Annotated in this window: 17 protein-coding genes and 1 other RNA gene; 6 read left to right on the top strand and 12 right to left on the bottom strand. The window is 38.4% G+C overall.

Features of this window, described 5'->3' with window-relative positions:
• Nucleotides 1-48 precede the first annotated feature (48 nt).
• Nucleotides 49-864: a transporter substrate-binding domain-containing protein gene (locus ACMAZA_RS05595; protein ID WP_435187740.1), complete on the bottom strand. Its 816-nt coding sequence runs from the start codon at nucleotides 862-864 to the stop codon at nucleotides 49-51.
• A gap of 228 nt (nucleotides 865-1,092) precedes the next feature.
• Between ACMAZA_RS05595 and ACMAZA_RS05590 the strand changes: the two genes are divergently transcribed.
• From ACMAZA_RS05590 to ACMAZA_RS05570, 5 genes are read left to right on the top strand one after another with little or no spacing between them, the layout of a single operon-like run.
• Nucleotides 1,093-1,992, top strand: coding sequence for a dihydrodipicolinate synthase family protein (locus tag ACMAZA_RS05590; protein WP_435187738.1), 900 nt, complete (start codon nucleotides 1,093-1,095; stop codon nucleotides 1,990-1,992).
• 13 nt (nucleotides 1,993-2,005) lie between these two features.
• Complete coding sequence (locus ACMAZA_RS05585; RefSeq protein WP_435187736.1) at nucleotides 2,006-3,517, top strand: aldehyde dehydrogenase; 1,512 nt, start codon at nucleotides 2,006-2,008, stop codon at nucleotides 3,515-3,517.
• Nucleotides 3,514-4,545, top strand: coding sequence for a trans-3-hydroxy-L-proline dehydratase (locus ACMAZA_RS05580; RefSeq protein WP_435187734.1), 1,032 nt, complete (start codon nucleotides 3,514-3,516; stop codon nucleotides 4,543-4,545). Before ACMAZA_RS05585 ends, ACMAZA_RS05580 begins: the two co-directional genes overlap by 4 nt.
• A gap of 28 nt (nucleotides 4,546-4,573) precedes the next feature.
• Nucleotides 4,574-5,608 carry a proline racemase family protein gene (locus tag ACMAZA_RS05575; protein WP_435187732.1) on the top strand — a complete coding sequence of 345 codons (1,035 nt, stop codon included), beginning with the start codon at nucleotides 4,574-4,576 and terminating at the stop codon, nucleotides 5,606-5,608.
• A gap of 8 nt (nucleotides 5,609-5,616) precedes the next feature.
• Nucleotides 5,617-6,879, top strand: a complete 1,263-nt coding sequence (locus ACMAZA_RS05570; RefSeq protein ID WP_435187731.1) for an NAD(P)/FAD-dependent oxidoreductase — start codon at nucleotides 5,617-5,619, stop codon at nucleotides 6,877-6,879.
• Between the two features lie 9 nt (nucleotides 6,880-6,888).
• Here the strand turns inward: ACMAZA_RS05570 and guaB are convergent, their stop codons facing one another.
• From guaB to ACMAZA_RS05515, 11 genes are all read right to left on the bottom strand, one after another.
• Entirely contained in the window at nucleotides 6,889-8,349 is a 1,461-nt protein-coding gene (gene guaB / locus ACMAZA_RS05565; protein WP_435187730.1) for an IMP dehydrogenase, read from the bottom strand.
• Between the two features lie 15 nt (nucleotides 8,350-8,364).
• A complete protein-coding gene (locus ACMAZA_RS05560) occupies nucleotides 8,365-9,015 on the bottom strand; it encodes a TIGR04211 family SH3 domain-containing protein (protein ID WP_435187728.1) in 651 nt (216 codons plus the stop codon).
• 89 nt (nucleotides 9,016-9,104) lie between these two features.
• Nucleotides 9,105-11,852 carry a valine--tRNA ligase gene (locus ACMAZA_RS05555; protein ID WP_435187726.1) on the bottom strand — a complete coding sequence of 916 codons (2,748 nt, stop codon included), beginning with the start codon at nucleotides 11,850-11,852 and terminating at the stop codon, nucleotides 9,105-9,107.
• A 74-nt stretch (nucleotides 11,853-11,926) separates the two neighbouring features.
• Nucleotides 11,927-12,511: a recombination mediator RecR gene (recR, locus tag ACMAZA_RS05550; RefSeq protein WP_435187724.1), complete on the bottom strand. Its 585-nt coding sequence runs from the start codon at nucleotides 12,509-12,511 to the stop codon at nucleotides 11,927-11,929.
• A 20-nt stretch (nucleotides 12,512-12,531) separates the two neighbouring features.
• On the bottom strand, nucleotides 12,532-12,837 hold the full coding sequence (locus ACMAZA_RS05545; RefSeq protein WP_435187722.1) for a YbaB/EbfC family nucleoid-associated protein: 306 nt from the start codon (nucleotides 12,835-12,837) through the stop codon (nucleotides 12,532-12,534).
• A complete protein-coding gene (dnaX, locus tag ACMAZA_RS05540; RefSeq protein WP_435187720.1) occupies nucleotides 12,830-14,443 on the bottom strand; it encodes a DNA polymerase III subunit gamma/tau in 1,614 nt (537 codons plus the stop codon). The genes ACMAZA_RS05545 and dnaX overlap by 8 nt, the downstream gene beginning before the upstream one ends.
• A gap of 27 nt (nucleotides 14,444-14,470) precedes the next feature.
• Nucleotides 14,471-14,566: signal recognition particle sRNA small type (gene ffs / locus ACMAZA_RS05535), an RNA gene on the bottom strand.
• 69 nt (nucleotides 14,567-14,635) lie between these two features.
• A complete protein-coding gene (locus tag ACMAZA_RS05530) occupies nucleotides 14,636-15,415 on the bottom strand; it encodes an aminotransferase class IV (RefSeq protein ID WP_435190476.1) in 780 nt (259 codons plus the stop codon).
• Between the two features lie 56 nt (nucleotides 15,416-15,471).
• Complete coding sequence (locus tag ACMAZA_RS05525; RefSeq protein ID WP_435187718.1) at nucleotides 15,472-16,614, bottom strand: D-alanyl-D-alanine carboxypeptidase family protein; 1,143 nt, start codon at nucleotides 16,612-16,614, stop codon at nucleotides 15,472-15,474.
• A gap of 83 nt (nucleotides 16,615-16,697) precedes the next feature.
• Complete coding sequence (gene rodA, locus ACMAZA_RS05520; RefSeq protein WP_435187716.1) at nucleotides 16,698-17,834, bottom strand: rod shape-determining protein RodA; 1,137 nt, start codon at nucleotides 17,832-17,834, stop codon at nucleotides 16,698-16,700.
• On the bottom strand, nucleotides 17,831-18,193 hold the full coding sequence (locus ACMAZA_RS05515) for an MTH938/NDUFAF3 family protein (protein WP_435187714.1): 363 nt from the start codon (nucleotides 18,191-18,193) through the stop codon (nucleotides 17,831-17,833). Before ACMAZA_RS05515 ends, rodA begins: the two co-directional genes overlap by 4 nt.
• 138 nt (nucleotides 18,194-18,331) lie before the next feature.
• On the opposite strand from ACMAZA_RS05515, the gene gltX reads away from it, so the two are divergent.
• Nucleotides 18,332-19,720: a glutamate--tRNA ligase gene (gene gltX, locus ACMAZA_RS05510; protein ID WP_435187712.1), complete on the top strand. Its 1,389-nt coding sequence runs from the start codon at nucleotides 18,332-18,334 to the stop codon at nucleotides 19,718-19,720.
• Nucleotides 19,721-19,722: the final 2 nt, after the last annotated feature.

Raw genomic sequence — 19,722 nt, 5'->3', positions numbered from 1 at the left:
GATTTTAAAAAAAAATGGCCGGCAAGCCGGCCATATTGAAATTATCTATTAGTAGTAAACACCAGGAATGCGTAATTCAGGTGCTTCGCCACCAACAAACTTACCCCAAAGCTCTTGATAACGCCCAGAACGAACTTGTTGCGTTACAAAAAGATTAAGGTAGTTTAGCCAAGTAACATCCATACGTGGGCCAACTACAGAAGTATAGTCAGTGCCCCATGGCATACGTGGACCAGCGATAACCGTATCAAACTGCTGAGTAATTGGAAGAACTGTTGTATTAGTTGTTATACCTGCATCAGCTTTACCTTGAGCTACTGCTAAGAACACTTCATTCTCAGACTGATAGCCTTGATAGTTACCTTCAATTCCTAATTCTTCAGCAATTTTAAGCCATTCCTGTTCAGGGACAGTTCCAACAGCTGCAGCAACTTTTTTGTCATACATATCTTCAACAGTAACAATTCCACTATTTGCCCCTACAACTGCCTGAGCATAATAAATTGCATAAGGTATGGTAAAGCCAACTGTCTTGGCACGAGATAGAGTATCAGAAGTACCTCCAAAAACAACATCACCACGATTAGTAACGATTAATGGGAGGCGCTCAGCCCAAGTCACAGCAATAATTTCATAATCAACTTCTAGGGCTGCTGCAAGGTCTTTACAGTACTCAACATCAAAACCTGCTGGCTCATTATTTGCATCTCGATATCCAATAGGTGGAAAGTCAAGAACTACTCCACATCTTAATACACCTGCATCAATTACATCATCTAACTTATCTGCATATGCAGTTGTCGCTCCTGTAAGCATAACTGCTGCAGCAGTAAGCGACACTAATGTTTTAGAAAACATTTTCATTTATTTCTCCTTTTTAAATTTAAACAAAACACTGAATATTTAAAATAACCTAGTTCAATGTTGGCAACATCTTATCACTTTTAACCAAAAAATGTAAGTTCAATTTTTGACATATTTATTAAATAACCTTCTAAGATTTTCATAGCTTAAATTGATTACAAAGTTCTGTCAAAAGTTTAAATTAGTATATTATTTTCATTTTAAAAGTTTTCTAATTGGAGAATAGAAATGAGATTTGAAGGAATATATACGCCTATTATTACCCCTTTTAATGATAGTGGTGAAATTGATTGGGATATGTATGCAGAGGTCATTGATTGGCAAATTGAGAATGGTGTTACTGGGATTATTGTTGGAGGCTCAACTGGAGAATTTTATGCTCTTTCTAAAGAAGAGCGTATTCAGCAATTTAAATTTGCAGCAGATCGAATCAATAACCAAGTCGAATTTATGGCGGGAGTAAACGATATTAGAGTTGACGAATGTCTAGAAATCTCATCAGCTGCAGTTGATGCAGGGGCTAAATCGCTTTTAGTAGCTGCTCCCCCTTATTCATTGCCGTCAGAAGAAGAGTTAGCAAGTCATGTACTTGAGATAGCTAATAAAACAGGTTTACCAATAATGCTTTATAACTACCCAGGAAGAACTGGAGTTGAGATGGGTGAGGATTTTCTATCAATAGTATCGAAAAATCCTCTGGTTGCAGCAATAAAAGAGTCAAGTGGTGACTACTCTAGGCTACCGCTATTATCGAATAACTATCCTTCAATTGAGTTAGCTGTTGGTGGCGAAGAACAAGTTCTTGAGTTTGCTGCTTGGGGGGCAAAATCTTGGGTATGTGCTACAGCTAATTTTTTCCCTTCAGAGTGTGTTCAATTAATGGATATACTTGGAAAACAGTCTGATTTTGAGAAAGGAAGAGCTCTTATGAGTGCTTTTATGCCTCTCATGGAGGCTTTAGAGCAAGGTGGTAAATTCCTGCAATGTGTTAAATTAGGTTGCGAGCAACAAGGCCGACCAGCTGGAAAAGTTAGGCCACCATTGCTTCCTATTGACGATTCACTAAGAAAGGAGATGATCGGTGTTATAGATAAGACTCGTTCCTCACTTCATTCAATTTTAAATTAACAGGAGAATATAAATGTCAGATCTTCTTAGTAAAAATGAATATGCAGATATTGCTGCAAAAATCAAATTTCCAATTGATCCTTTTATAAATGGTAAGTATCAAAAAACCAAGGCTGGAAACATTATGGAAACTATTAATCCTGCAGATGGGAAAGTTTTAGCCAAAGTAGCTGCCTGTGATTATAACGATGTTAATTATGCTGTAGAGGTTTCCAGAGATGCTTTTAATTCAGGTGAGTGGTCCACTAAACATCCTAGTGAGCGTAAGGAGCTATTGCTGAAGTTAGCAGACCTTATTGAGAAAAATCAATTAGAACTTGCAGTTCTGGAAAGTTTAGAAAGTGGAAAGCCAATTAGTGAGTGTGTATTAACTGATCTTCCAGAAACAATTATTACTATAAAGTGGCATGCTGAGGCTATAGATAAGCTTTATGATCAAGTTTCTCCAGCAAATGCTGATGCTGTTGGTCTAATTACCCGTGAGCCTTTGGGTGTTGTGGGCTGTGTGCTGCCTTGGAATTTTCCTCTAATGATGCTGGCTTGGAAAATTGCCCCTGCATTAGCTGGAGGGAACAGTGTTATAGTTAAACCAGCCGAACAGACTTCAATGACAGCTCTTCGTGTTGCTGAGCTAGCTAGTGAAGCAGGAATTCCCCCAGGAGTTTTAAATGTTCTTCCAGGTGAGGGTCCAGATGTGGGAGAACCGATGGGACGGCACCAAGATATTGATGCGATTTCTTTTACTGGTTCAACTGAGGTTGGAAGGCTATTCCTAGAGTTTTCTGGGCAAAGTAATTTGAAAAAAATCATTCTTGAATGTGGAGGGAAAAACCCTGCAGTAGTGCTTTCAGATGCTACTAATATTGATGGTGTTGCAGAGCATGTAGTATTTGCTGCACTTTGGAATATGGGTCAGAATTGCACTGCTAATTCTAGATTAATTGTTCATAAAAATTTAAAAGATAAAATGCTTTCAAAAGTAAAAGAAAAAATGACAGACTGGCATACTGGTGACCCATTGGATCCAAAAAATCAGCTTGGTGCAATTATCTCACGTGAGCAGTATGATAAGATTTTAGGTTATATTGAGACTGCTAAAGAGCAGGGTGCTGAAGTTATTGTTGGTGGTAATTCGATTGCATCAGGCGATGGTCTATTTATTGAACCAACTCTTTTTTCAGGAGTAAATTCAGATATGGTCATTGCCAAGGAAGAGATTTTTGGCCCAGTATTCGCTATGATGGTTGTAGAAAGTGATGAAGAAGCTATTAAGCTTGCAAATGATACTTCTTATGGACTTCAAGCTTCATTATTCACTTCCAGTGTTACTAAGGCTCATAAATATGGCAGAGCACTTCAAGCGGGCACTGTTTCTGTAAATTGTTATGGAGAGGGTGATATATCAACTCCTTTTGGTGGGTACAAGCTATCAGGGTTTGGTGGCCGTGATAACTCCCTTATGGCTCATGATCAATATACTGAAACCAAAACCCTGTGGATCGACATTAGTGAAGATATTTCATGAGAAGTAGTAAATTAATTCATGTGGTTTCCTGCCATGCTGAAGGTGAAGTAGGCAATGTGATTGTTGGAGGAGTAGCGCCACCCAAGGGTGATACACTTTGGGATAAAGCACTATGGATTAATCAGGATCAAAAATTGCGTCAATTTGTTTTAAATGAGCCCAGGGGAGGCGTATTTAAACATGTAAATCTTCTAGTGCCAGCCCATAATCCAAAGGCTCATCAAGGTTTTATTGTTATGGAGCCTGAACATACCCCTCCTATGTCTGGATCAAATTCCATTTGCGTTTCAACTGTTTTGCTTGATACTGGAATGATTGAGATGAAGGAGCCAATTACTGAATTTGTACTCGAGGCTCCTGGCGGCCTTGTTCCAGTTAAAGCGTATTGTGAAAATGGTAAAGCAAAAAGCATAGAAGTTCACAATGTAGCCTCTTTTGCTGACCAGCTAGATGTTCATATTGAAGTTGAAGGCTTGGGCTCCCTTAAGGTTGACACTGCCTATGGAGGAGATAGCTTTGTTATTGTTGATGCTGCTGAACTTGGCTTTGAAATTAAGCCTGATGAGGCTAAAGATATAGCTGAAATGGGTTCAAAAATAACTGCTGCTGCTAATCTACAGCTTGACTTTAATCACCCGACTAATTCTGATTGGAGACATATTTCATTCTGCGAGCTTGCACTTCCATTATTTGAAGAAGAAGGCGTGAAAGTTAGTCGTAATAGTGTTGTAATAGACCCAGGTAAATTAGATCGCTCACCTTGTGGAACTGGCTGCTCTGCTCGTATGTCAGTTCTTCATGCAAAAGGAGAATTGAAAAAAGGTGACCGCATGATTGGCCGCTCAATCACTGATTCTCGCTTTGATTGCAGTATAGTTGAAGAGACAATGGTGGGTAAAAAGATAGCTATTATTCCCTCAATTCGTGGTAGGGCCTGGATTACTGGAACTCATCAGCTTATGCTTGATCCTGAGGATCCTTGGCCTGAAGGATATCGCCTTTCAGACACATGGCCGATTAAGCAATGAAATTACTTTTATTAAGAGTCTATAGCTAATGCGTTGGAAAAAAACTATAACGATGGTAGAGGCTCATGCAGAAGGAGAGGTGGGTCGAATAGTTACTAGTGGGGTAATTGATATTCCAGGTCAAACGATGCTGGAAAAAATGAATTATATCAATGAAGAAGATGATAGTTTGCGTCGTTTTTTAGTATTTGAGCCCCGTGGATATGCACAAATGTCAACAAATTTAATTTTTGAGCCTACTCATCAAGAAGCTGATATAGGTTTTTTAATTCTACAAGGTGATAAAGCACACGCAATGTCTGGTTCAAATAGTATTTGTTTAGTTACTGTTTTGCTAGAAACTGGAAAGATTGAAATGTTAGAGCCTGAAACGATTGTAACATTAGATACTCCAGCAGGACTGGTTCGTGCTGTTGCTAGTTGTAAAAATGGAAAATGTGAACGTGTCACATTGGATATGACTCCATCATATGCCGAACAGCTAGATACAATTATTGAAGTTGAAGGTCTTGGAGAGGTTAAAGTTGACATAGCCTTTGGAGGTATTTTTTATGCCTTAATTGACCCCATTCAGTTTGGTTTGAAAATTCTGCCAGAAAATGCCCGTCAGCTTGTTGATATAGGAAACAGTATTCATAGGGCGGTCAATAGCCAGTTAAATATAAGACATCCTGAGCTTGAAGACTTAAAAGGCATTTCTTACACAATGTTTGTTGGACATGATAGTGATGGAGTTATGAAAGGAGCAACAATTCTCCCACCTGGTCGAATTGATCGCTCCCCCTGTGGGACTGGTAACTCTGCGCGTCTAGCTGTAATGGAGGCTAGAGGTGAGGCTAAAGTTGGCCAGAGCTTCCTAGCTAGGTCAATAATAGATAGTGAGTTCAAAGTAGAAATACTTGAGAAAAAAACTATTGCTGGTAAATCTGGAATTATTCCAAGAGTTTCTGGTCGAGGCTGGATTCATGGAGTTCATCAAATTGGAGTGGATCCAAGTGATCCTTTCCCTTTGGGTTATAAAGTTGCAGATTGCTGGGGTGATGCGTTTGACTTGCTAAGTTAGTTTTAATAATGCTGACATCAAATATTCCTTTGGGGTCTTCAGTGGCAGTAATTGGGGCTGGTATTGTCGGTGTTTCAAGTGCCTGTACTTTGAATCAAAAAGGCTATCATGTAAGCATTTATGACCCTTCAAATCCTGGTGAAGGTGGAGCATCCAAGGCAAATGCAGGTCATATTGGTGCTTCAGATATTTTTCCTCTTAGCGTTCCAGGTATACACTTTAAGGCGTTAAAAATGTTATTTGATTCTGATGCTCCTTTAAAAGTTCCATTAAGTGATTTTTGGTCTCAAATTCCATGGTTTTGCAGATTTTTACTAACATCTCATGGAAGTCGTTTTCAAAAAGCAACAGATGCCATAAGTTTTCTTGGTAAAAATTCTCTAAATGATACTAAAACGCTATTAGAATCATATGGTCTGGGTGAGATGGTTGATTATGGAGGATGTGCATTTATATATGATACAAAAAAAAGTTTTAATTCAAGTAAGAAAGGTTGGAATGAGAGAGCCAAAAGAGGTTTTTCTAGTGAATCATTAAATGAAGAATCAATCGCTAAAATTACACCAACTATTAATAATAAATTCAAGCACGCCTTCTTATCTCATGAATGGGGGAAAGTAACTGAGCCATTTGACATAGTAAAAAATCTTTCGAATGAAGCTCAAAAGAGTGGAGTTGTTTTTTATAAAAATCAAGTTAAGAGAATTAGTGAAAGCTTAAATTCCGTTTTAATTGATGCTGAAAATGGAAGTTTTAAATATGATGCAGTAATTATAGCTGCTGGTATTGATTCAATTTCATTTGCTAAATCTTTGGGTGATTTTTTACCAATGACATCAGAAAGGGGATACAACCTAACTATTCCTTCTCCAAATATTAAAATAGACATTCCAATTGTTTTTGCTGATCGGGGAATCGTAGCAACAAGTTTGAGAAGTGGCCTTAGGATTGGTGGATGGGCTGAATATGCTAATCCTAGGCGTCCAGCAAATCAAGCTTATTTCGACTCTATTAGTCGAATTAGTCAAGAATTATTTCCTGGACTAAATATAGAGGGGGCAAATTTTTGGATGGGAAGTCGACCTTCAATGCCAGATTCATTGCCAGTAATTTCAAGATCTCAAAAATTAAATAGAGTGTTTTATAATTGTGGTCATGGTCATTATGGTTTGACTCATGCAGCAACTTCAGCTAAATTAATGTGTGATTTGATAACAAATAATCAAAATTTATCTAATAGTAGATTATTTTCAATCGATCGTTTTCTTTGATTTTTGTTTCTATTGGTGATAGTTTGGGGCTTCTTTAGTAATGGATACATCATGCACATGAGACTCAGTCATTCCTGCTGAAGTGACTTGTACAAATTCAACTTTGGTTCTCATGGCATCAAGATTTTTGCAGCCAGTGTAACCCATTGATGATCTAATTCCACCAACCATTTGGTGAATGATTGGTCTTATAGAGCCTTTATAAGGGACTCTACCCTCAATTCCTTCTGGGACTAGTTTTTCAGCGGCAAGTTCTGCCTGAAAATAACGATCAGATGATCCATGCGCCTGACCCATTGCACCAATTGAGCCCATACCTCGGTAGGCCTTATATGATCTTCCTTGGTAAAGTTCGACTTCACCCGGTGACTCTTCAGTTCCAGCAAGCATGGACCCTAGCATCACGCAGTGAGCTCCAGCTGCAAAAGCCTTTGCAGCATCACCAGAGTAACGTATTCCACCGTCTGCAATGACCGTAACATTTGTCTTTTTTAAAGCATCAGCAATATCAGAAATTGCACTGATTTGTGGTACACCTACTCCAGCAACGATTCGAGTTGTACATATACTTCCAGGGCCAATCCCAACTTTTACGCAGTCTGCTCCTGCTTTAGCAAGATCTTGGGCGGCCTTTGCTGTTGCAATATTGCCTGCAATTATCTCTAGGTTTGGAAAATCTTTTTTAGTTTTGACAACACGATCAATAACTCCTTGAGAGTGACCGTGAGCCGTATCTATGACGACAACATCGACTCCAGCATCAACCAAAGCACTTATTCTTTTACTAGAGCCTTTGCCAACTCCAACTGCTGCGGCTACGATTAATCTCTCTTGGTCATCTTTCGCTGCCTTGGGAAAGTCACTAGTCTTCTTGATATCACTGACTGTTATCATTCCGCCAAGCTTAAATTGATTATCAGTAACTAAAACACGCTCAATACGATGCTTTCTAAGAAGTTTTCTAACCGTATCCATTGACTCACCTTCTTTAACAGTAATGAGTGATTTTTGAGGGGTCATCACATTCTCAACAATCTCGTCAAGGCGAGTTTCGAACAGGACATCTCGACTCGTTATGAGGCCAACCAGAGTGTCATTTGAAACAACTGGCATTGCTGATATTCCGTGCTGAGCTTGAAGATCAAAAACGTCTTTTATAGTAGCTGAAGGATCAATACTAATAGGGTCTCTAATAATGCCTGACTCAAATCGTTTTACTTTTCGAACCTCCTTCGCTTGAGACTCAATAGACATATTCTTGTGGATAACTCCCATACCACCTTCCTGGGCAATAGCAATCGCTAGCTTGCCCTCGGTCACTGTATCCATCGCTGCAGAAATAATAGGTGTATTTAGGGTAATTTTATTGGTAAGTTTAGAGGTTAAACTTACTTCTTTTGGAAGAACTTCAGAGTGAGCAGGAACCAACAAAATGTCATCAAAGGTTAGTGCTTTTTTTAATTCTTTCATAAAGTTCTCCTATTCTTAAAACCGCTTTCTATTGAGAAGACCAGGAACAATAAACCCAATCATCATTCCAAAGAAAAGCACTATTGCTCCGACTATAAACCAATTTCTTGAGCTGGTATCTTTTTGAATTTGAGTGTTGTTTTCAGCGAGCTGAAGCTCTGCCTTTAATTGAAGTTTTTCCTGAATGAGTTTTTCATTTTCGTGCTCTAATTTGAGAGCATCTTGATATATTTGCTCAATATGCTCTTTCTCTGCTTGTGATTTTGAGCTTTGAACCACTAGATTTGTGTTTTCTTGTTTTAGTGAAGACAACTGTTTTTCAAGATCTTCCTTTTCAGTATTTAGTTTAGTTATTAAAAGTTTGTTAGCATTGTTTGATCTTGTCAACTTTTTTAATTTCTCTCGAGCAGAAGGATCTGGAGATAAGTAGAATGATTTAATCCATCCTATTGTGTCATCAAACTGAACTTGAGCCCATCCATCCTCAGTGCTCTGTAATAAAGAGAGCTCAGTTCCAGATGGAAGCAGACGAATTATATTGTTACCAAACTCTTTATCAGATCGGATTGGAAGGTCAAGTTGATCAGTAATGTAGACATAAGATTCCGCACTAACTTTAAAAGCTAGAATAATCAGTGCAATTGTAAGAATCTTGATTTTATTCATATTAATTTTTTAAGTTAGCCTATTGTGACTTTGTCTTAGATATTTAATGTACGTTTTATGTGTTTTTTCAATGAATTACAGTGATGATCCTATAGATTAGAAATTTTCTCGAGTTGCGCTTCGAGATCCTTCAAAGCGCTTTCAGTTGAAGCAAGCTTCTCTTTTTCATTCATTACAATTGCTTCAGGAGCCCCCTTAACAAATTTTTCGTTGCTTAATTTAGCTGAAAATTGTGATTTTAGTTTAACTAGTTTTTCGATCTCTTTATCAAGCCTTTCTTGTTCTGCTCGCTTGTCGATTAGGCCGGCTAATGGAATAAGTATTTTCATATCTCCGACTAGAGCTATTGCAGACTCATCTTCTTCATCTTCTGCTGATAGTAAGCTAATTGAGTCTAGCTTAGCAATTGTCGTTAGGATTGAATTGTTGTTATCGATATATGCCTTATCCTGGGAGCTAAAATTTTTTAAGAAGCATGGCAGAGGCTTGCCAGGAGATATATTCATCTCACCCCTAATTTTCCTGATGCCAAGAATAAAGTCCTTGAGCCAGGCTATCTCTGCTTCAGCATTGTTATCAAGTAGCTCATCTTGAGCTTCTGGAAAAGGTTGAGAAATCAATTTATCTTGGGAATTTGATAGTATTTTTTGAGACTGTTCAAATATCTCTTCAGTGATAAATGGAATTATTGGATGCAGCAAAACAAGCGTTTCAGTTAAAACCTTAATCAAAGTCAATTGGCAACCCTCTTTAGTTTGAGGGTTATCGAGAAGGGGTTTAGAGAGTTCAAGATACCAGTCGCAATAGTCATGCCATACAAATTCATATAAGGTTTGACTCATAAGGTCTAAACGATAGTCTGAGAGGTGTTTTTGAACTTCAATCTTTACCTGTTGTAATCTTGAGAGAATCCACTTATCCTGGCTTGAAAACTTTGCATCATTGTTAATGTTTTTTGACTCAAGGTTCATTAATACAAAGCGAGAAGCATTCCATAGTTTATTACAGAAGTTTCTGTATCCTTCCACTCGCTTGAGGTCGAATTTAATATCACGACCGAATGAAGCTAGAGCGGTAAAGGTAAACCTAATGGCATCTGTTCCAAATGATGGAATTCCATTAGGGAACTCCTTTTGGGTTTGTTTTTTTATTTTTTCAGCTAACTTTGGCTGCATCATGCCTTGGGTTCTTTTGTCTAGAAGGTCTTCAAGACCGATTCCATCAATAAGATCAATAGGATCAAGAACATTGCCTTTGGATTTGCTCATTTTTTGGCCGTTACCATCCTTGATGAGTCCGGTTATGTATATATCTCTAAATGGAACGTCTCCAGCGAATTTAAGCCCAAACATAATCATTCGAGCAACCCAGAAAAATATGATATCGAAGCCAGTTACAAGAACACTTGTTGGATAAAAACGTGATAGTTCGGGTGTCTCTTCAGGCCATCCAAGGGTTGAAAAAGGCCATAAGGCTGAAGAAAACCATGTGTCTAGAACGTCGTCATCCTGATTTAACTCAACACCTTTTCCGGCTTGAATTTGAGCCTCTTCAAGGGTATCTGCGACATAATATTTACCATCTTTGTCATACCAAGCTGGAATTCTATGGCCCCACCAAATTTGACGAGAAATGCACCAATCTTCTATGTTCTCCATCCAATTAAAGTAGGTCTTTTCCCAGTTTTCAGGAACAAATCGAATGCTTCCATTTTTGACTGCTTCAATAGCAGGCTCAGCCAGGGGCTTAACTTTAACGAACCACTGGTCTGTCATATAAGGTTCAATAATGCTGTTTGTCCTGTCACCGCGAGGCACCATGAGTGTGTGTGGATCAATTTTTTCAATTAAGTTTTGCTTCTCTAAATCTGCAACAATTGTTTTCCTTGCTTCAAAGCGATCTAAATTTTGATACTTCTGAGGGGCATTTGAATTTATTTTGGCATCATCTGTCAGAACATTGATAATTTCTAAGTTGTGCCGTTGTCCAATTTCATAGTCATTAAAGTCATGGGCAGGGGTTATTTTCACGCAGCCAGTCCCAAATTCCATATCAACATAATCATCAGCAATAATTGGAATTTTTCTCTTTGACAGTGGCAGGTCGATTGATTGACCAACCAGGTTCTGATATCGCTTATCATCTGGGTGCACGGCCACTGCAGAGTCTCCAAGCATTGTTTCAGGTCTTGTCGTTGCTACTACTAATGTCTCTTCAGAGTCAGAGACCTGGTATTTGATATGCCATAAATATCCACTTTCTTCCTTACTAATGACCTCTAGATCAGAGACTGCAGTTAACAGGACAGGATCCCAGTTGACCAGTCTTTTTCCCCTATAAATGAGTCCTTCATTGTAAAGCTGAACAAAGACTTTTCTTACTGCCTCAGAGAGAGGTTCATCCATCGTAAAGCGTTCTCTATCCCAGTCAACAGATGCTCCAAGACGTCTCATCTGAGAGGTGATTGTGCCTCCAGACTGTGATTTCCAATCCCAGACCTTTTCAGTAAATTTATCTCTTCCTAGGTCGTGTCTAGAGATATTCTTCATGCTGAGTTGACGTTCTACAACCATTTGAGTGGCTATTCCTGCATGATCAGTCCCAGGTTGCCAAAGAGTTTGATTTCCTTTGCTTCTATTGTATCGCGTATAAACGTCCATAATCGTATGCTGAAAGGCGTGACCCATGTGCAGGCTACCGGTTACGTTAGGCGGAGGCAAAACAATACTAAAAGCATCCTTACTGGATGAATTAGCATTTGAAGAGAAGAGGTCGCCTTTCTCCCACAATTCACGATACTTTTGTTCGATAATTTCTGGGTTATATGTTTTTTCCATGAAGGCAAGGTGTCGGATAAAACTGACATATTATACAATAAGTGAGTTGACTTGAATAAGCCTTTAAAGGTTGACTAGTTGTAATCTTTTCGCCCAGATAGAGCGTGTGCAATTGTATTAATATCAGTATATTCTAGCTCACCACCTAAAGGAATTCCGTGCGCGATTCTTGTCGTTTTAATTTGGCATTTTTTTGCTAAATTATGTATGTAGTGAGCGGTCACTTCACCCTCTATGGTTGCATTGGTTGCCAAGATGAGTTCTTTTACCTCCTCGTTAGTTAGCAATACTTCAAGTTCGTCAAGGCCTAGCTCCTTTGCGCCAATTCCGTCTATTGGAGAGAGATAACCGCTTAAAACGAAGTACTTCCCCTTATATACTCCACTTTGTTCAATCACGTGGATATCAGATGGCGTTTCGACGACGCAGAGCTGTGTGTTCTCTCGAGATTCATTAGAGCAAATTTCACAAACATTTTTTTCGGTCAATGTACGGCATTTTTCACAATTTTTGACGTTCTCCATTGCCTCTTTGAGTGCTTTTGAAAGTTCTAACCCGCCTAATCTGTCTCTCTCAAGGAGATGATAGATAAACCTTTGAGCGGTTTTAGAGCCAACTCCAGGTAGTTTGCTAAAAGCTTTATTTAATTTCTCAATCATCTTTATTTATAAATAGTTAATTAGAATGGTAGATTGAGTCCACCAGTCACATTTTTCATCTTATCCTTAGAAATTTTATTGACTTTTGAAGATGCATCATTGACAGCCATTATTATTAAATCTTCCAACATCTCTTTGTCTGAAGTCAATGATTCTGCTATAAAGATATTGGTGACCATGTAGTCTCCGTTCATCTCAACTTTTACTGCACCTGATGCTGCATCACCCTCACAGCTTAGTAGTTTGATCTCTCTTTGAACAGCCTCCATATCTTCCTGCATTTGCTTGGCTTTTTGCATCATTCCTGCCATACCGCCTTTAAACATTGTCTGACTCCTTGATTGATTTGATAGATTTGAGATCCACTTTCGAATTAAATACTTCTTGTAACTCTTTGAGACCATCATCACTTAAAAACTGACTTTCTGTTTCTTTGCGCTTTTGCTCTCTCTCGACAGACTCCTTTTGTGAAAGCGAATCACCATTAGTCTCACCCGGCTCAAAAATTAATTCGACTGCAGGGTATTGTTTATGGAGCCCATTTCTAATTGAGTCTTCTGTTTTGGGCGTAAGAAGATTAAGAAAATCTGAGCTTAGTGTCAATACTAGAGTTTGATTTTCAAGAGATTTGAATACAGTATTTTTTACTAGCATTTTTCCAGCACCATTGAAATCAAAAGTTTTAATAATATCTTCCCACTCTTTTTGATTTTTAATATCAAGTTTATTTATCTCTTCATTTGGCTCTCTTAGATTCGATGAAGACTCTGGAGATTCTTTTGGAGCAGCTGTGTCAATAACTTTTGATTTTTTATTTGGAGTGGGCTTTAGATTTTTTTTTTCTCTATCATCATAATCTGGATGAAAAGCAATCATCCTTAGTAGCGTCATTTCCAGGCCAATTTGTTCACTTGGTGACAGGTTCATATCTTTCTGACCGTTGATTGCAATTTGATAATAAAGCTGTAAATCTTGAGCTGAGAAACTGTTTGCAAGGTCAGCGATTTCAGAACTCATTTGATTGTTATCTTGGATAACTTGAGCTATGGAAATTTGATGAAAAATCGATGTCAAGTCTCTTAATGCATTTGCCAAGTTCTCACCCTTGTGAGCTAAATCCTTAACGAATGATAGAATTTTTTCAGCATCCCTGTTATTAATCAGCTTAGCGAGTTTGACGATTTCATTATGGTTGACTAGCCCCAACATCTCTTTTAAGTCTTCCTCTTTAACGCAACCGTTCCCATAGGAGATAGATTGATCGAGAAGGCTTAGTGCGTCTCTCATGGATCCATTACCGAACTCAGCAATCTTAGATAAAGCGCTCTCATCAAAATTAAGTTTTTCTTCATCCATAATAAACTTGAGATGGTTGAGAATTTCTTCGTGTGAAAGTTTATTCAGGTTGAACTGAAGACATCTGGAGAGGACCGTGATTGGTAGCTTTTTAGGGTCTGTCGTTGCAAGTAAAAATTTGATGTGAGCAGGGGGCTCTTCAAGTGTCTTTAAAAGGGCATTAAAGCTACTTTTTGAGAGCATATGCACCTCATCAATGAGGTAAATTTTATATAAATTCTTAGTTGGAGTGTACTGGGCATTTTCCAGAATCTCTCTCATGTGATCGACGCCAGTGTTCGACGCTGCATCTAGCTCTATGAGGTCAACAGATTGGCCTTTGTCAATCTCAAGACAGGTTGTACATTTGCCGCATGGGGTGGAGCTAACTCCTTCTTCGCAGTTTACTGATTTAGCAAAAATCCTAGCAATTGTGGTTTTGCCAACACCTCGGGTTCCTGTAAACAAAAAACCGTGATGAAGATTATTATTGTCTAGAGCATTAACGAGAGTTCTGATGGTATGAGTTTGACCTACTAGCTCTTGAAAATTATGAGGCCTGTATTTCCTTGCTAAAACTTCGTAGTGTTGACTCATCAGTGATCAAATTATTAAAAAAGGTAGTGCCGAGAATAGAATCCAACACATAAAAAAATTATTACCGTTGCTCCCTTCCAGGCCTGGCGGGGTTCATAACCATTTATTGCCGGTTTACCCTCGACACTAACCGAGATTTTACTTGAAATGAATATTCTAATTATTTAATATTAAATGTTTCAATATGATTTTTTATGACTTTAGGGATTGATATTCATCATAAAGCGTTGACCATATTGGACCCGCGCATCCATTAGAAATTTGAATGCCGTCAATAGTCGTGATTGGGATGATTTCTCTTGTTGAGCTAGTAATCCAAACTTCATCAGCTTCCATCAGTTGTCTCGTTGTAAATGGAGTTTCTTCAACACTCATATGATTAGCTTTTGCACAAAGAATGGTTTTCTCTCTGGTGATACCTGGAAGAATAATTGGTCCCTTTGGATGAGTATAAATACAGTTATTTTTGGCGATAAATACATTTGAAGTAGAGGCCTCAGTAATGATGCCATTTCTATAAAGAATGGTCTCTTCAGCGTCGTTATTTTTTGCCTCCTGTGCATAAAGCGTGTTCGCCAAGAGTGATGTAGCCTTAGTGTCGCTCTTAAGCCACCTGATATCTTCTCTTGTAATGGCGGACATGCCATTAAGGAGTGAGCTTTTATCTCTTTGTTTAATGGCACTTGATTGTATATAGACTGTAGGTTTTAATTCTTCATACGTGTGCTTTCTGTTCTCATCACTTCCTCTTGAAATTTGCAAATAGACTGCTTGGTTTTTATTAATCGAATCAAATGAGATGATCTTATCTATTAGATTTTTCCATTCATCTTTGCTGTGAGGATTCTTGATGTTGATTGCATCAAGGCCATCTTGCAAACGATTAAGGTGAGAGTCTAGTCCAATAATCATTCTGTCATAAGCTGGAAAGACTTCGTATATACCGTCCCCAAAGAGAAACCCCCGGTCCATCACTGATATATAAGCTTTGTTTTTTTCTATAAAGTTTCCGTTTAAATAAACCAAAATTATCTAAACATGAGTTTGACTGTATCTATCATTTTAGATACAAATCCTGCCTCCTCGGCATTTTCAAGAGCTATTAATGGAAGCGTTGCAATATTCTCATCATTAAAACTTATTGCGAGAGTACCTACCTGATCACCACTACTGATCGGAGCGATTAAGTCACCAGACAACTCTATAGTTTGAGTGGTATATTTAAATTGATTTCTTGGAAGGGTAAGGTAGCTAGAGTCAGCCACTCCAACTTTCAAATTACCTTTCTTTGATTTGAATACTGGAACTTGATGAGAGATGTCATTGACAGATTGGGTTTCAAAGAAGCGGAAACCATAGTCAAGCAGCTTTTCTGTTTCAGCAGTTCTTATCGCTGGGCTCGCAGAACCTAGCACAATGGATACTAGTCTCATGCCAACACGATTTGCACTCGTAGCAAGGCAGTACCCTGCTTTCTCTGTCCATCCTGTTTTTAGACCGTCAACAGTGCTATCGGTAAATAGCAGTTTGTTTCGATTGATTTGCTTAATGTTGTTATAGGTGAATTCTTTTTGGCCATACCACTCATAAAACTTAGGGAAATCTTTAATGATGGCAGATGAGAGTAGAGCCATATCTTTGGCAGTTGTGTATTGGTCTTTGTGGGGTAGTCCTGAGGAATTTTCAAAGCGCGTATTCGTCATCCCAATTTCTTGGGCATAGTCATTCATGAACAGAACGAATGTTCCTTCTGAGCCGGCTACATGTTCAGCCAAGGCTACAGAGGCATCGTTCCCTGATTGAATGATCATGCCTTTTAATAAGTCCTCAAGCTTGATCATTTTACCAACCTCAATAAAACTTCTAGAGCCTCCAGTTTTCCAAGCCTTTTCGCTTATTTTCACCTCATCATCCAGAGAGATAAAGTCCTCTTGAAGGCGCTTAAAAACAACATAAGAGGTCATTATCTTTGTCAAACTGGCAGGAGACCTTCTCTCATTTTCATTTTCAGCAGCCAGAACTTTGCCCGAGTTATGGTCCATCAGGATGTAGGCTTTTGCAGCAATTGGAGGAGATTCAGGAATATAGAATCGAGGCTCATCAGCGCTGACACTTGAGCACAAAAGGACTAAGAAAAATGTATTAAAAAGAGTAAGAATATTTTTTTTCATGAAATATTATTTATCCAGAATGTTTGTAATGATAAAAGGGCAATAAATTTTGTAAATTCTAATTACAGATTGATTATAACGAGTTACTGTAAATATCTTGGACTTTTGTGCTTGTGAATCGACATAATAATTCCAAAACTAGCCATCAGGGTTATTAAGGATGAGCCGCCGTAGCTTATCAAAGGTAAGGGAACCCCGACTACAGGCAATAAACCCGACACCATGCCTATATTTACAAAAATGTAGGTAAAAAACACAAAGGTGAGGCTTGCCCCTAGAAGTCTAGAAAAATTGTCTTCACATCGAAGCGATAGGCTCATGCATCTATAAATAATGAGCGCATAAATGATAACAAGTAATATGAATCCCATGAATCCTAGCTCTTCAGCTAAAACTGAGAAAATGAAGTCAGTTGACTGCTCTGGCACAAAATCAAGTTGCGACTGAGACCCTCTAACGATTCCCTTTCCAGTAAACCCTCCAGATCCGATAGCAATTTTTGATTGAATGATATGGTAGCCAGATCCAAGTGGATCAGACTCTGGGTTAAACAGAGTCAGAATGCGTCTTTTTTGATAAGCAATCAACAAATAGTTCCACGCAAAATAGAGTAAGCCAGCAAGGGTGCTTATCAAAATAATAAGATTAAGCCAAATATTTTTTACAAGCATCACCCTAAATCCAGAAAAGAATAAAACATAGACTCCTGAAGCGCCAATTAACAATGAGGTGCCGAGGTCAGGTTGTCTCGCTATAAGAAGAACGACAGTGCCTATCGTTACGAGTGAAATGATTACCGGAAACGCTCTTGGAGGAAGCGTTTTCTCACTAAGGATAGCCGCAATTGTCATGGGTACTATAATTTTCATTAATTCGGATGGCTGAAATCTTACCAAACCCAAATCTAACCATCTTTGGGCGCCACCGCCAGAGCTCCCAAAAAATAGGACTAGGATTAATAGAACGACTCCAAGAATCATAAGTATAGGCGAGACTCGGAGCATAATGATGGGCGGGATTTGGGCTATTATGAGCATGACTGAGGTCGCCAATCCAAGATGAATCATTTGCCGGTAAACTAGATTGAGTGATCCACCTGAGCTGCTGTATAAAATTAACAGGCCGAGCGATGAAAGCAAAATTAGAAGGATTAAAAGTGGCGTGTCGATCTTAAAAAATTTATAAAAAAGTATGAGCTTTTTTAATAAAAATGAAATCATATCAACAGTAATCCAACTTTCCTTAAGTCCCCAAGAAGTAAATTGAAGCTAGAGCATGCTGAGGTATTGTTCATGCACTCAACGCCAAGACCAATACTTGAAAGCTCGATTTGTTGTTTGGGCGAGAGAAATTTTGGGGATGCGCCGGTACCTATTATTAATAAGTCTACTGAGTCCTTCGTAATCAGAGGAAATAAAAACTCTTTTCCAATTTCTGTGATCTTGATGTTTGATAATTCATTAGACGTAGTGGCGGAGACAAAACAAGGCCTATTTAATTTAGTGTGCGATAGTGATACAGAGGATTCCTCAATCGAAATAATGGTATTTGTATTCGCGTTTTGCTGAGTGAATTCCATTAATTTGCATGCATATTTGAGTGTTGGTTCAACATTATAACAGTGTAAAATTGAGAGTGATTTAATTGAACTTTAAATAACTATTATTTAAATCAAGCTTTCAAAATAAATTTTCAATTTTTCTACTTAAAGTAATAGATGAAATCAAGATTTGCTCCTTCCCCAACTGGTTTTTTACATATTGGCGGTGCTCGAACGGCATTGTTTGCTTGGCTATGGGCAAAAAAAAATAAGAGTAATTTCGTTCTAAGAATTGAAGATACTGATAGAGAGCGTTCAACTCAGGCTTCTGTTGAGGCTATTCTGGATGGACTGGAATGGCTTGGTCTGGACTATGACGAGGGACCTATATATCAAAGTGATCGATTTGGAAGATACAATGAAGTTATTCAAGAGCTGCTTTCAAGTGGCCAGGCTTATTACTGTGACTGCTCAAAAGAGCGTCTGGATTCAATGAGAGAGACTCAAATTGAAAACAAAGAGAAACCTAAATATGATGGCTGTTGTCGAGAAAAGTCTCTAGAAAATGGGGTCGTTCGATTTCGTAACCCTGATGATGGATCCGTTATTTTTAATGATTTCGTCAAAGGTGAGGTTATTATTGCCAATTCAGAACTGGATGATTTAATTATATCAAGGTCAGATGGAACGCCAACCTACAATCTAACTGTCGTTGTTGATGACCATGATATGCAAATAGAATGCGTCATAAGGGGTGATGACCACATTAACAATACTCCGAAACAAATCAACCTGTATGAGGCTCTAGGATGGAGTGTGCCTAAATTTGCTCACGTTCCAATGATTCTAGGTTCAGACGGATCACGCTTATCAAAAAGGCATGGCGCACTTAATCTTTTGTCTTATAGAGATGAAGGATTTTTGCCTGACGCACTTTTGAATTATCTTGTTCGGCTTGGATGGTCGCATGGGGATCAGGAGATCTTTTCAATTGACGAGATGATTGAGCTTTTTGAGCTTAAAAATATTAATAGCTCTCCTGCAAGCTTTAATCAAGAGAAGCTCGAATGGATAAACCAAAATTATATTAAAACATGCGCTCCAAGTGATCTAATTAAACACTTGAATTGGCATCTTGAGCGCCTAGAAGTAAACTTAGATGATGGACCTAAAATTGATGAGCTCGTTGATTTTTTACGAGAAAGGTCTCAATCTTTATTGGATTTATCTAGAAGCTGCGTTATGTTTTATAAAGACTTTGATGATTTTGACGAGCTTCAAGCCAATAAAACTTTCTCACTGAACGCAAAAGATTTTTTAGAGGATTTACTGAGTCATCTCAGTGAGCTAAATGATTGGAGTGCTAACAATATCCATTCTATAATTGAATCAATCTGCGATGAAAGGAATATCGGTTTTGGTAAGGTTGGGCAGCCCTTTAGACTCACCCTTAGTGGCGATGGAAAGTCTGGAAGTATTGATAAAAGCGCACAATTTGTGGGAAAGAAAAGAACTTTAGCCCGATTAAAAAAAGCGATTGCTTGGATTAATAGTCAAAATAATTGAAT

Origin of the sequence: Pseudothioglobus sp. nBUS_23, assembly GCF_051201565.1 — a bacterium.
GTDB lineage: Bacteria > Pseudomonadota > Gammaproteobacteria > PS1 > Pseudothioglobaceae > Pseudothioglobus.
This window is presented reverse-complemented; position numbering and strand designations above follow the sequence as displayed.